This is a genomic window from Collimonas sp. PA-H2 (genome assembly GCF_002564105.1).
In the GTDB taxonomy this organism is placed as follows: Bacteria; Pseudomonadota; Gammaproteobacteria; order Burkholderiales; family Burkholderiaceae_D; genus Collimonas.
Genome location: NZ_PDBX01000001.1, coordinates 1,436,509 through 1,450,401 on the forward strand (window position 1 = coordinate 1,436,509; position 13,893 = coordinate 1,450,401).

Genomic DNA, 13,893 nt, shown 5'->3' on the forward strand with positions numbered 1-13,893 from the left:
CGATACCTGGCTCAAACCGGTCGACAAGGATGAAATGCCGGTCGACAGAGACGCGATTCCGGTCGAGCTTGAAGTCGACAGGGAAGTGACGCTGCTTTTGGTCGAACTCAGGCCGGTCGACAGCGAATTGACGTTCGAGGTGTTGCTCGACAAACTGGTCGACAGCGAATTGATGCTGCTGGTGTTGGCCGACAAACCAGTCGAGGTCGAGGTCGACAGCGAGTTCACGTTGCTGTTGGCCGAGCTCAGGCCGGTCGACAATGAACCAAGGCCGGTGGCGGTAGCCGTCGACAGCGAGTTCAACTGGCTGACGTTGACGGCATCCGTGTTCTGCGTGCCGGCCGCGACATTGATGATCTGCCGTTCTTTACCGACCGAGCCCACCGACACCACATTGGGGCGGGTGCCGTTGGTAGAATTGGCGCCGATCGCGATCGAGTTGGAGCCGGCGCTGACGGATGCATCATCCGAACCATCCAGCTTGCCATCGGCCTTGAAGTAGTAGCTGACGCCCGACTTCTGCAAGCTGGAGACCGAAGTCGACAGCGAGCTGACATTACTGGTGACGGTGCTCAGGCCTCCCGAGGTCGAGGTCGACAGCGAAGTCACGCTACTGCTGGCGGTGCTCAGGCCGGTCGAGGTAGAAGTCGACAGTGAGGTTACGCTGCTGTTGGCCGTGCTCAGGCCGGTCGAGGTTGATGTCGACAGCGAGGATACACTACTGTTGGTCGTGCTCAGGCCAGTTGAGGTCGAGGTCGACAGCGAAGTCACGCTGCTGTTGGCTGTACTCAGGCCAGTCGAGGTTGATGTCGACAGCGAGGATACACTACTGTTGGCAGTGCTCAGGCCAGTCGAGGTCGATGTAGACAACGAATCTACGCTGCTATTGGTGGTGCTCAAGCCAGTCGAGGTAGAAGTCGACAACGAAGTCACGCTGCTGTTGGCGGTGCTTAAGCCAGTCGAGGTTGAAGTCGACAGCGAGGTGACGCTGCTGTTGGCGGTGCTCAGGCCGGTCGAAGTCGAGGTCGACAGCGAGGTGACGCTGCTGTTGGCGGTGCTCAGGCCAGTTGAAGTCGAAGTCGACAGCGAAGCCACGCTGCTGTTAGTCGTGCTCAGACCGGTGGAAGTCGAAGTCGACAACGAAGTCACGCTGCTGTTGGTGGTGCTCAGGCCGGTCGAGGTCGAAGTCGACAGCGAGGTCACGCTGCTGTTGGTCGTGCTCAACCCGGTAGACGTTGATGTCGACAGTGAGGTGACACTGCTGTTGGTCGTGCTGAGGCCGGTAGAAGTCGAAGTAGACAACGAGTCTACACTGCTGTTGACGGTGCTCAAGCCTGTGGAGGTTGAGGTCGACAACGAGGTGACGCTGCTGTTGGTGGTGCTCAGGCCGGTAGAAGTCGAGGTCGACAGCGAGGTCACGCTGCTGTTGGTCGTGCTCAGACCGGTGGAGGTCGAGGTCGACAGCGAGGTCACGCTGCTGTTGGTCGTGCTCAGGCCGGTAGAAGTCGAGGTCGACAGTGAATCCACACTACTGTTGGTAGTGCTCAAGCCAGTCGAGGTTGAGGTCGACAGCGAGGTGACACTGCTGTTGGTGGTGCTCAGGCCGGTAGAAGTCGAGGTCGACAGCGAGGTCACGCTGCTGTTGGTCGTACTCAGACCGGTGGAGGTCGAAGTCGACAACGAAGACACGCTACTGTTGGCCGTACTCAGGCCAGTCGAGGTTGAAGTAGACAAGGAGTCTACGCTGCTGTTGGCTGTGCTCAAACCTGTGGAAGTTGAGGTCGACAGCGAGGTCACGCTGCTGTTGATCGTACTCAGACCGGTGGAGGTCGAAGTCGACAACGAAGACACGCTACTGTTGGTCGTACTCAGGCCAGTCGAGGTTGAAGTAGACAAGGAGTCTACGCTGCTGTTGGCTGTGCTCAAACCTGTGGAAGTTGAGGTCGACAGCGAGCTCACGCTGCTATTGGTGGTGCTTAGACCGGTCGAAGTCGAAGTAGACAATGAGTCTACACTGCTATTGACCGTACTTAAACCTGTGGAAGTTGAGGTCGACAGCGAAGTCACGCTGCTGTTGGTGGTGCTCAGGCCGGTCGAGGTCGAAGTCGACAGCGAGGCCACGCTGCTGTTGGTCGTGCTCAGACCGGTCGAAGTCGAAGTAGACAGGGAGTCTACGCTGCTGTTGGCTGTGCTCAAACCTGTGGAAGTTGAGGTCGACAGCGAGCTCACGCTGCTATTGGTGGTGCTCAGGCCGGTAGAAGTCGAGGTCGACAGCGATGACACGCTGCTATTGGTGGTGCTCAGCCCGGTAGACGTTGATGTCGACAGTGAGGTGACGCTGCTGTTGGTCGTGCTGAGACCGGTAGAAGTCGAAGTAGACAACGAGTCTACACTGCTGTTGGCGGCGCTCAAACCTGTGGAGGTTGAGGTCGACAGCGAAGTCACGCTGCTGTTGGTCGTGCTCAGGCCGGTCGACGTCGAGGTCGACAGCGAGGTGACACTGCTATTTGTGGTGCTCAGGCCCGTCGACGTCGAGGTCGAGAGCGAGCTCACGCTGCTGTTGGTCGTGCTCAGGCCGGTAGACGTTGATGTCGACAGCGAAGTTACGTTGCTGTTGGCCGTGCTTAAACCCGTGGAGGTCGAGGTCGACAGCGAAGTCACGCTGCTATTAACCGTGCTCAGACCGGTAGAGGTCGAAGTCGACAGCGAGTCTACGCTGCTGTTGGTAGTGCTCAGACCAGTCGAGGTTGAGGTCGACAGCGAGGCCACACTGCTGTTGGCCGTGCTCAGGCCGGTCGAGGTAGAAGTCGACAGTGAAGTTACGCTGCTGTTGGCCGTGCTCAGGCCGGTCGAGGTTGATGTCGACAGCGAGGATACACTACTGTTGGTCGTGCTCAGGCCGGTTGAGGTCGAGGTCGACAGCGAAGTCACGCTGCTGTTGGCTGTACTCAGACCAGTCGAGGTTGATGTCGACAGCGAGGATACACTGCTGTTGGCAGTGCTCAGGCCAGTCGAGGTCGAGGTCGACAACGAATCTACGCTGCTATTGGTGGTGCTCAAGCCAGTCGAGGTCGAAGTCGACAACGAAGTCACGCTGCTGTTGGCGGTGCTTAAGCCAGTCGAGGTAGAAGTCGACAGCGAGGTGACGCTGCTGTTGGTGGTACTCAGGCCGGTTGAGGTCGATGTCGACAGCGAGCTCACGCTGCTGTTGGTCGTGCTCAGGCCGGTCGAGGTCGAGGTCGACAGCGAAGTGATGCTGCTGTTGGTGGTGCTCAGGCCAGTCGAGGTCGAGGTCGACAGCGAACTAACACTGCTGTTGGTGGTGCTCAGGCCGGTCGACAGCGAAGACACATTGCTGTTGACTGTGCTCAGGCCGGTCGAAGTTGAAGTCGACAAAGAGGTCAGCTGGCTGACGTTGACAGCATCGGTCAGCGCCGTACCCGCTGCCACGTTGATGATTTGCCGCTCTTTACCCACATCACCCACGGACACTACATTCTGGCGGCCGTCGTCAAACGAATTCGCACCAATCGCTACCGAATTCTTGCCGGCAGTAATCCGGGCGTCATCGAGGCCGTTCTGCAAGCCATCGGCCTTGAAATAATTGTAAACACCGGAAACCTTCAGGCTTGACGAACTGGTCGACAAAGAAGCGACGCCGGCGCTGACCGTACTCAGGCCGGTAGAGGCTGAGGTCGACAGCGAACCCACGTTGCTGTTGGTGCTGCTCAGCCCTGTCGACAAGGAAACGAGATTGCTGCCAGTGGTGCTCAGGCCGGTCGAAGCCGAGGTCGATAGCGAGGAAACACTGCTGTTGGTGGTGCTCAGGCCGGTCGAGGTTGAGGTCGACAGCGAAGTCACGTTGCTATTGATGGTGCTCAGGCCGGTCGAAGCCGAGGTCGATAACGAGGAAACACTGCTGTTGGTGGTGCTCAGGCCGGTCGAGGTTGAGGTCGACAGCGAAGTCACGTTGCTATTGGCGGTGCTCAGGCCGGTCGAAGCCGAGGTCGACAATGAAGAAACGCTGCTGTTGGTGGTGCTGAGGCCGGTCGACAGCGAGCTGACATTGCTGTTTGCAGTACTAAGGCCGGTTGACGTGGAGGTCGATAACGAACCCACGTTGCTATTGGCAGTACTCAAGCCTGTAGAAGTCGAGGTAGAGAGCGAAGTCACGCTGCTGTTGGCCGTGCTCAAGCCAGTTGAAGTCGAGGTCGACAGCGAGCTCACGCTGCTGTTGGTGGTGCTCAGACCGGTCGAAGCCGAGGTCGACAGCGAAGTCACGCTGCTGTTGGTCGTGCTCAAGCCAGTTGAAGTCGAGGTCGACAGCGAGGTCACGCTGCTGTTGGTGCTGCTCAGGCCGGTCGAAGCCGAAGTCGATAACGATGACACATTGCTGTTGGTGGTGCTCAAGCCGCTCGACAGCGATGTGACGTTGCTGTTGACCGTGCTGAGGCCGGTAGAGGTAGAGGTCGACAGCGAGGTGACGCTGCTGTTAGCTGTGCTGAGGCCGGTCGAAGCCGAAGTCGACAACGATGTCACGCCGCTGTTAGTCGTGCTCAAGCCGGTAGAGGTTGAGGTCGACAGCGAAGTCACGCTGCTGTTGGTGGTGCTCAAACCGGTCGAGACCGAAGTCGACAGCGAAGTTACGCTGCTGGCGCTGGTGCTGAGGCCGGTCGACAGCGATGCTACAGTGCTGTTGGTAGTGCTCAAGCCGGTTGAAGTCGAGGTCGACAGCGACGTCACGCTGCTGTTGGCCGTGCTGAGGCCGGTCGAAGTCGAGGTCGACAGCGACGTCACGCTGCTGTTGGCCGTGCTGAGGCCGGTCGAAGTCGAGGTCGACAGCGACGTCACGCTGCTGTTGGCCGTGCTCAAGCCGGTCGATGTCGAAGTCGACAGCGAAGTCACGCTGCTGTTCGTCGTGCTCAGGCCAGTCGATGTGGAAGTCGACAACGATGTCACATTGCTGTTAGCCGTGCTCAGACCGGTCGAAGTGGAGGTGGACAACGATGTGACATTGCTTTTGGCCGTGCTCAGGCCGCTCGACAACGATGTCAGGTTGCTGCTGGCGGTGCTCAGGCCGGTCGAGCTTGAGGTCGACAGCGAGCTTACGCTGCTGTTGACGGTGCTCAGGCCGGTCGAAGAGGAAGTCGAGAGTGATGTAACGTTACCGTTGGTCGTACTTAATCCACTCGACAACGATGTCAGGCTGCTGTTGGTGGTGCTCAGGCCGGTCGATGTGGAAGTCGACAACGAAGTCACGCTGCTGTTAGTCGTGCTCAGGCCGGTTGAGGTCGAAGTCGACAGCGAAGTCACGCTGCTGTTGGCGGTGCTCAGGCCGGTTGAGGTCGAAGTCGACAACGAAGTCACGCTGCTGTTGGTCGTGCTCAAGCCGGTCGAGGTCGAAGTCGACAGCGAAGTCACGCTGCTGTTGGCAGTGCTCAAACCGGTTGAAGTCGAAGTCGACAGCGAAGTAATGCTGCTGTTAGTACTGCTCATGCCGGTGCTCAACTGCGCCACGGTGACCGCATCCTGCGGCGCCGAGCCGTCTGCCACATTGGTGATGCGGCGCAGCGCAGCGGCAGAACCAACCGACACTTCAGATGCCGGGGCCGCTGTACCTGTCAGGAAACCGGTACCGGTAGGCGCTGCCGCGCCGGTAGTCGAACCGGCGCCCAGCGCCACGCTGTTTGCATACGACGCCGTAGCGCCGCGTCCCAGCGCCACGCCGGCAGTTGCGCCATTCGCAACCGACGACTGCCCGCCGATCGCCAGGCCGTCAGCGGCCATCGCCTGCGCACCGCTGGTGGCGTTGCCGCCGATCGCCACCGCGCCGGCTGCTCCCGCCTGCGTGGCAGTGGCCTTGGTCGGCGTTGTTGCGCTGCCGCCCGAACCGATGGAAACGGCATTCAGCGCAGCCGCCTGGCTCAATAAACCAACCGCCACACTGCTCTGGCCGGACGCATTTGCTTGTACACCGACAGCCGTCGCCAGATTGCCGGCCTGACTCATGAAACCCAAGGCTGCTCCATAGTCGCCGCTGACTTTGCTGCCGGCTCCGAACAGGGTCACGGCAAGAAAATTATTCCCGTTAGCTCCGCAACCAGCGACAAGTGAATAATAGCCGTTGCCATCAGTTTGGGTCGCGTTGTAGGTCGTCCCATCCGGGCCAGTAAAAGACGAAGCCGATGTGGTAGTGCAGATGACCCCCCCCGAATTCGCGATGGTAGCGGCATAACCCGAGAGTGGCAAAACCAGCGTCAAGGCAAATACCGATTTCTTTAGCGGAAACCTCGATGTCAGGAATGCCTCCCAGGCAGATCCCCCTGCCGTCAGCGGCGCAGCCACGGAACGGCTCGATCCGGAGCGCTTGCCTTTGGCGGCAACCAGCTCCGAGACCGCGACCCAGGTGCCCAGGACTTGGCTATATACGGTGCGGTAAATATTATTCATAGTTGGCTCGATACAAAATAACTACGGTTTGCGAGAAGAATCAGATCGAACGGCTTATTTCCACTTGAAGCCGTAACCAACACTGAAGCCCGTCGCATTACCGGTAGTACTTGCTCCCGCTCCCCAGGCACTCTTGCCGGTCTTGCTGATTTCCTTGAACTGCAAGGCCAGCGCGCCATATCCTTGATAAGTGCCAAGACCAACACCCACACCTTTGTCACCCGCTTCCAGGTTCGGCATCACCGCGCCCGACATGGCCATGCTCATCGCCACCCCCGAGTAAGCGATGCGCTGGACATTGCCCAACTGATTTTGCACATTGTTGAGCTGCGAAACATTCACGCCGTCGGTCGGATTGATACCTGGCGCGACGTTGGTGAGACGACGTTCATTACCTGCAGAACCAAGCGAGACAGTATTCGCCTGGTCTGCTACCGAGCCGGCGCCCAAGGCCACCGAATTAGCCGCCGCAGCCTGAGAATTCGCTCCCATGGCGACCGAATTATTGCCGGAGGCCAGCGCATTCTGGCCAATCGCCACGGTCGGATCGCCTGTGGCCCTTGCGTTGTTGCCGATCGCTACCGAACCGGCTTGTGAAGCCAGGGCCCGGAAGCCCACTGCAGTGGTGTTGGTATCGGTCGCTTGCGCGTTGGAGCCGATTGCCGTTGCGCCGTCCTTGGTCGCTTGCGCGCACAGGCCGGAACCGGTGGCGTCGACACCATTGACGCTGGTGCAAGTGGCCGCCACCACATTGTTGATGGCTGTACCGCTGGTGCCGCGCGTCTGTACCGTACCATCGCCGTTGGAACCGCCGATGGTAGTGCCGCCCAGCGTGGCGCCGTTGGCAGTCGCGTTCTTCGAGGCATCCACCAGCGAAGTCAGCGTGGTCGACAGCGAATTGGCGCCGTTGGTGATATTGCTCAAGCCGGTTGAGAGCGACGATACCTGGCTCAGGCCGGTCGACAAGGATGAGATTCCGGTCGACAAGGAAGCGATTCCAGTCGAGGTGGAAGTCGACAAGGAAGTCACGCTGCTGCTGGTCGTCGACAAGCCGGTCGATAAGGAATTGACGTTCGAAGTGTTGTTCGACAGGCCAGTGGACAAGGAATTGATGCTGCTGGTATTGGTCGACAAGCCGGTCGAGGTCGAGGTCGACAGCGAGTTCACGCTGCTGTTGGTCGAGCTCAGGCCGGTCGACAGCGAACCCAGGCCGGTCGAGGTCGAGGTTGACAGCGAATTCAACTGGCTGACGTTGACCGCATCGGTGTTTTCCACGCCGGCGGCAACGTTGATGATCTGGCGTTCATGGCCGACGGAGCCCACCGACACCACATTGGGGCGATTGCCGTTGGTCGAGTTCGCACCGATCGCCACCGAATTCGAGCCGGCGCTGACGGAAGCATCATCGGAGCCATCCAGTTTGCCGTCAGCCTTGAAGTAGTAGCTGACGCCGGATTTCTGCAAGCTGGAGACCGAAGTCGACAGTGAGCTGACATTGCTGGTGACGGTGCTCAGGCCGGTCGAGGTCGAAGCCGACAGCGAGCTGACGTTGCTGTTGGTGGTGCTCAGGCCGGTCGAGGCTGATGTCGACAGCGAGGTGACGCTGCTGTTGGTGGTGCTCAACCCTGTCGAGGTCGAGGTCGACAGCGAAGTCACGCTGCTGTTGGTGGTGCTCAACCCTGTCGAGGTCGAGGTCGACAGCGAGGCGACGCTACTGTTGGTGGTGCTCAGACCGGTGGAGGTCGAAGTCGACAACGAAGTCACGCTGCTGTTGGTGGTGCTCAGGCCGGTCGAGGTCGAAGTCGACAACGAGTCTACGCTGCTGTTGACAGTGCTCAGGCCGGTCGAGGTTGAGGTCGACAGCGAGGTGACACTGCTGTTGGTGGTGCTCAGGCCGGTCGAAGTCGAGGTCGACAGCGAGGTGACACTGCTGTTGGTGGTGCTCAGGCCAGTAGAAGTCGAGGTCGACAGCGAGGTGACGCTGCTATTGGTCGTGCTCAGGCCGGTAGAAGTCGAGGTCGACAGCGAGGTGACGCTGCTATTGGTCGTGCTCAGACCGGTGGAGGTCGAAGTCGACAACGAAGACACGCTGCTGTTGGTCGTGCTCAGGCCGGTCGAGGTCGAGGTCGACAACGAGGTGACGCTGCTGTTGGTCGTGCTCAGACCGGTGGAGGTCGAAGTCGACAACGAAGACACGCTGCTGTTGGTCGTGCTCAGGCCGGTCGAGGTCGAGGTCGACAACGAGGTCACGCTGCTGTTGGTCGTGCTCAGGCCGGTCGAGGTCGAAGTCGACAACGAAGTCACGCTGCTGTTGGTGGTGCTCAGACCGGTTGAAGTCGAAGTCGACAACGAGGTGACACTGCTGTTGGTTGTGCTCAAGCCAGTTGAGGTTGAGGTCGACAGCGAAGTCACGCTGCTGTTAGTCGTGCTCAGGCCGGTTGAAGTCGAAGTCGACAGCGAAGCCACGCTGCTGTTAGTCGTGCTCAGACCGGTCGAGGTCGAAGTCGACAACGAAGTCACGCTGCTGTTGGTCGTGCTCAGGCCGGTTGAAGTCGAGGTCGACAGCGAAGTCACGCTGCTGTTGGTGGTGCTCAGACCGGTTGAAGTCGAAGTAGATAGCGAGTCTACACTGCTATTGGTCGTGCTCAGACCGGTTGAAGTTGAAGTCGACAGCGAAGTGACGCTACTGTTGGTGGTGCTCAGGCCGGTCGAGGTCGAAGTCGACAGCGATGACACGCTGCTATTGGTCGTACTCAGGCCGGTAGACGTTGAGGTCGACAGCGAAGTCACGCTGCTGTTGGTGGTGCTCAAGCCAGTTGAGGTTGAGGTCGACAGCGAAGTCACGCTGCTGTTGGTCGTACTCAGGCCGGTTGAAGTCGAGGTCGACAGCGAGGTCACGTTGCTGTTGGTCGTGCTCAGACCGGTCGAGGTCGAAGTCGACAGCGAAGTGATGCTGCTGTTGGTAGTGCTCAGGCCAGTCGAGGTCGAAGTCGATAACGAAGTCACGCTGCTATTGGTCGTGCTCAGACCGGTTGAAGTCGAGGTCGACAGCGAAGTGATGCTGCTATTGGTCGTGCTCAGGCCAGTTGAAGTCGAGGTCGACAGTGAAGTGATGCTGCTGTTGGTGGTGCTCAGGCCGGTCGAAGTCGAGGTCGACAGCGAGGTCACGCTGCTGTTAGCTGTGCTCAAGCCAGTAGACGTCGAAGTCGACAGCGAGCTCACGCTGCTGTTGGTCGTGCTCAGGCCGGTTGAAGTCGAGGTCGACAGCGAAGTCACGCTGCTATTGGTGGTGCTCAGGCCGGTAGACGTTGATGTCGACAGCGAAGTGATGCTGCTGTTGGTGGTACTCAGGCCGGTGGAAGTCGAGGTCGACAGCGAAGTCACGCTGCTGTTGGTCGTGCTCAGGCCGGTCGAAGTCGAGGTCGACAGCGAATCCACACTACTGTTGGTCGTGCTCAAGCCAGTCGAGGTTGAAGTCGACAGCGAAGTGACGCTGCTGTTGGCGGTACTCAGGCCGGTCGAGGTGGAAGTCGACAGCGATGACACGCTGCTATTGGTCGTACTCAGGCCGGTAGACGTTGATGTCGACAGCGAAGTCACGCTGCTGTTGGTGGTGCTCAGGCCGGTCGAGGTCGAAGTCGACAACGAAGTCACGCTGCTGTTGGTGGTGCTCAGACCTGTTGAAGTCGAAGTCGACAACGAGGTGACACTGCTGTTGGTTGTACTCAAGCCAGTTGAGGTTGAGGTCGACAGCGAAGTCACGCTGCTGTTGGTCGTACTCAGGCCGGTTGAAGTCGAAGTCGACAGCGAAGCCACGTTGCTGTTGGTCGTGCTCAGACCGGTCGAGGCCGAAGTCGACAGCGAAGTGATGCTGCTGTTGGTAGTGCTCAGGCCAGTCGAGGTCGAAGTCGACAACGAAGTCACGCTGCTGTTGGTGGTACTCAGACCGGTTGAAGTCGAGGTCGACAGCGAAGTGATGCTGCTATTGGTCGTGCTCAGGCCAGTTGAAGTCGAGGTCGACAGCGAAGTGATGCTGCTGTTGGTGGTGCTCAGGCCGGTCGAAGTCGAGGTCGACAACGAGGTCACACTGCTGTTAGTGGTGCTCAAGCCAGTAGACGTCGAAGTCGACAGCGAGCTCACGCTGCTGTTGGTCGTGCTCAGGCCGGTCGAGGTCGAGGTCGACAGCGAAGTGATGCTGCTGTTGGTGCTGCTCAGGCCAGTCGAGGTCGAGGTCGACAGCGAAGTCACGCTACTGTTGGTCGTACTCAGGCCGGTCGACAGCGAAGACACATTGCTGTTGACTGTGCTCAGGCCGGTCGAAGTTGAAGTCGACAAAGAGGTCAGCTGGCTGACGTTGACAGCATCGGTCAGCGCCGTGCCCGCTGCCACGTTGATGACTTGCCGCTCTTTACCGACATCGCCCACGGACACTACACTCTGGCGGCCGTCGTCAAACGAATTCGCACCGATCGCTACCGAATTCTTGCCGGCAGTAATCCGGGCGTCATCGAGGCCGTTTTGCAAGCCATCGGCTTTGAAATAATTGTAGACACCGGAAGCCTTCAGGCTTGACGAGCTGGTCGACAAAGAAGCGACGCCGGCGCTGACCGTGCTCAGGCCGGTCGAGGTCGAGGTCGACAGTGATGTCACGCTGCTATTGGTGGTGCTCAAGCCGGTCGACAAGGACGTCACATTGCTATTGGCCGTGCTCAAGCCGGTGGATGTCGATGTCGACAGCGAGGCGACGCTGCTGTTGGCAGTGCTCAAGCCGGTCGAGGTCGAGGCCGACAGTGATGTCACGCTGCTATTGGTGGTGCTCAGGCCGGTCGAGGTCGAAGTCGATAGCGAAGTGAGGCTGCTGTTGGTCGTGCTCAGGCCGGTCGATGTCGAAGTCGACAGCGAAGTCACGCTGCTGTTGGTGGTGCTCAGGCCCGTCGAGGTCGAGGTCGACAGCGATGTCACGCTGCTGTTGGTGGTGCTCAGGCTCGTCGACAGCGAACTCACGCTGCTGTTGGTGGTGCTCAGGCCGGTTGAAGTCGAGGTCGACAGCGAGGTCACGCTGCTGTTGGCAGTGCTCAGACCGGTCGAAGCCGAGGTCGACAGCGAACTCACGCTGCTGTTGGCAGTGCTCAGGCCGGTTGAAGTCGAGGTCGACAGCGAGCTCACGCTGCTGTTGGTGGTGCTCAGGCCGGTCGAGGCCGAAGTTGACAGCGAACTCACGCTGCTGTTGGTGGTGCTCAAGCCAGTCGACGTCGAGGTCGACAGCGAGCTCACGCTGCTGTTGGCGGTGCTTAAGCCAGTCGAGGTAGAAGTCGACAACGAGGACACATTGCTGTTGGTGCTGCTCAGGCCGCTCGACAACGAGGTCACATTGCTATTGGCGGTACTGATGCCGGTCGAAGTCGAAGTCGACAGTGAAGTCACGTTGCTGTTGGTCGTGCTCAAGCCGGTCGAAGTCGAGGTCGATAGCGATGTCACGCTGCTGTTAGTCGTGCTCAAGCCGGTCGAGGTCGAAGTCGACAGCGATGTCACGCTGCTGTTGGCAGTGCTCAAACCGGTCGAGACCGAAGTCGACAGCGAAGTTACGCTGCTGGCGCTAGTGCTGAGGCCGGTCGATAGCGATGCCACAGTGCTGTTGGTAGTGCTCAAGCCGGTCGAAGTCGAGGTCGACAGCGAAGTCACGCTGCTGTTGGCCGTGCTGAGACCAGTCGACGTCGAAGTCGACAGCGATGTCACGCTACTGTTGGTGGTGCTCAAGCCGGTCGAGGTCGAAGTCGACAGCGATGTCACGCTGCTGTTAGTGGTGCTCAAGCCGGTCGAGGAAGAAGTCGACAGCGAAGTGACGCTGCTGTTAGCCGTGCTCAGGCCAGTCGATGTCGATGTCGACAACGACGTCACGCTGCTGTTGGTCGTGCTCAAGCCGGTCGAGGTCGAAGTCGATAGCGATGTCACGCTGCTGTTAGTAGTGCTCAAGCCGCTCGACAACGATGTCACATTGCTGTTGGCGGTGCTCAAGCCGGTTGACGTCGAGGTCGACAGCGAAGTCACGCTGCTGTTGGTCGTGCTCAAGCCGGTCGAGGTCGAAGTCGATAGCGATGTCACGCTGCTGTTAGTAGTGCTCAAGCCGCTCGACAACGATGTCACATTGCTGTTGGCTGTGCTCAGGCCAGTCGATGTGGAAGTCGACAACGAAGTCACGCTGCTGTTAGTCGTGCTCAGGCCGGTTGAAGTCGAAGTCGACAGCGAAGTAATGCTGCTGTTGGCTGTGCTCAGGCCGGTTGAGGTCGAAGTCGACAACGAAGTCACGCTGCTGTTGGTCGTGCTCAAGCCGGTCGAGGTCGAAGTCGACAGCGAAGTCACGCTGCTGTTGGTCGTGCTCAAGCCGGTTGAAGTCGAAGTCGACAGCGAAGTAATGCTGCTGTTAGTACTGCTCATGCCGGTGCTCAGCTGCGCTACGGTTACCGCATCCTGCTGCGCCGAGCCGTCTGCCACATTGGTGATGCGGCGCAGCGCAGCGGCAGAACCAACCGACACTTCAGATGCCGGGGCCGCTGTACCTGTCAGGAAACCGGTACCGGTAGGCGCTGCCGCGCCGGTAGTCGAACCGGCGCCCAGCGCCACGCTGTTTGCATACGACGCCGTAGCGCCGCGTCCCAGCGCCACGCCGGCAGTTGCGCCATTCGCAACCGACGACTGCCCGCCGATCGCCAGGCCGTCAGCGGCCATCGCCTGCGCACCGCTGGTGGCGTTGCCGCCGATCGCCACCGCGCCGGCTGCTCCCGCTTGCGTGGCAGTGGCCTTGGTCGGCGTTGTTGCGCTGCCGCCCGAACCGATGGAAACGGCATTCAGCGCAGCCGCCTGGCTCAATAAACCAATAGCTACACTGCTCTGGCCAGCTGCATTTGCCTGCACCCCCACCGCTGTCGCCAGATTCCCTGCCTGGCTCATGAAGCCTAATGCAGTGCCGTAATTTCCTGTCACCTGGGTACCGGTGCCAAACAACGTTACACCAGTGAAACCGCCGCCGCTAGCGCCACAACCGGCCACCGTCGAGAAATAGCCGGAACCGTCGGTCTGGTACATAGATGCAGCCCCGGTGCGGTAAATACCGTGCCATCCGGCCCGGTATAGGTAGGACCGCAACCGGATCCCCCGGTATTCGCGATGGTGGACGCATATCCGGACAACGGCAGCGCCAATACCAAGGCTACTACCGCAGGTTTCAGCGGCAAACCGCCCTCCAGGAAAGCCGCCCATATAGCGCCCCGCGCCGCGGCAGGTGCGCCGACGCTGCGGCTCGATCCCGATCGCTTACCCTTGGCGGCAACCAGTTCCGAGACGGCAACCCAGGTACCCAGGATTTGGCTATATACGGTGCGGTAAATTTTATTCATGGTTGGCTCTATACAAAAGTGAGTACAACTTGCTTTAAGGGATCGAATC

Annotated in this window: 2 protein-coding genes and 1 pseudogene; all 3 read right to left on the minus strand. The window is 59.6% G+C overall.

The window, feature by feature from the left end; all coding sequences use genetic code 11:
- Nucleotides 1-165 precede the first annotated feature (165 nt).
- Nucleotides 166-6,450: pseudogene (locus tag BCF11_RS06535) on the minus strand (ESPR-type extended signal peptide-containing protein); the annotation flags it as partial.
- Nucleotides 6,451-6,504: 54 nt separating this feature from the next.
- Nucleotides 6,505-13,497: a YadA-like family protein gene (locus tag BCF11_RS28140; RefSeq protein ID WP_369827841.1), complete on the minus strand. Its 6,993-nt coding sequence runs from the start codon at nucleotides 13,495-13,497 to the stop codon at nucleotides 6,505-6,507.
- On the minus strand, nucleotides 13,455-13,844 hold the full coding sequence (locus BCF11_RS28590; RefSeq protein ID WP_098494031.1) for an ESPR-type extended signal peptide-containing protein: 390 nt from the start codon (nucleotides 13,842-13,844) through the stop codon (nucleotides 13,455-13,457). The genes BCF11_RS28140 and BCF11_RS28590 overlap by 43 nt, the downstream gene beginning before the upstream one ends.
- Between the last annotated feature and the right edge of the window lie 49 nt (nucleotides 13,845-13,893).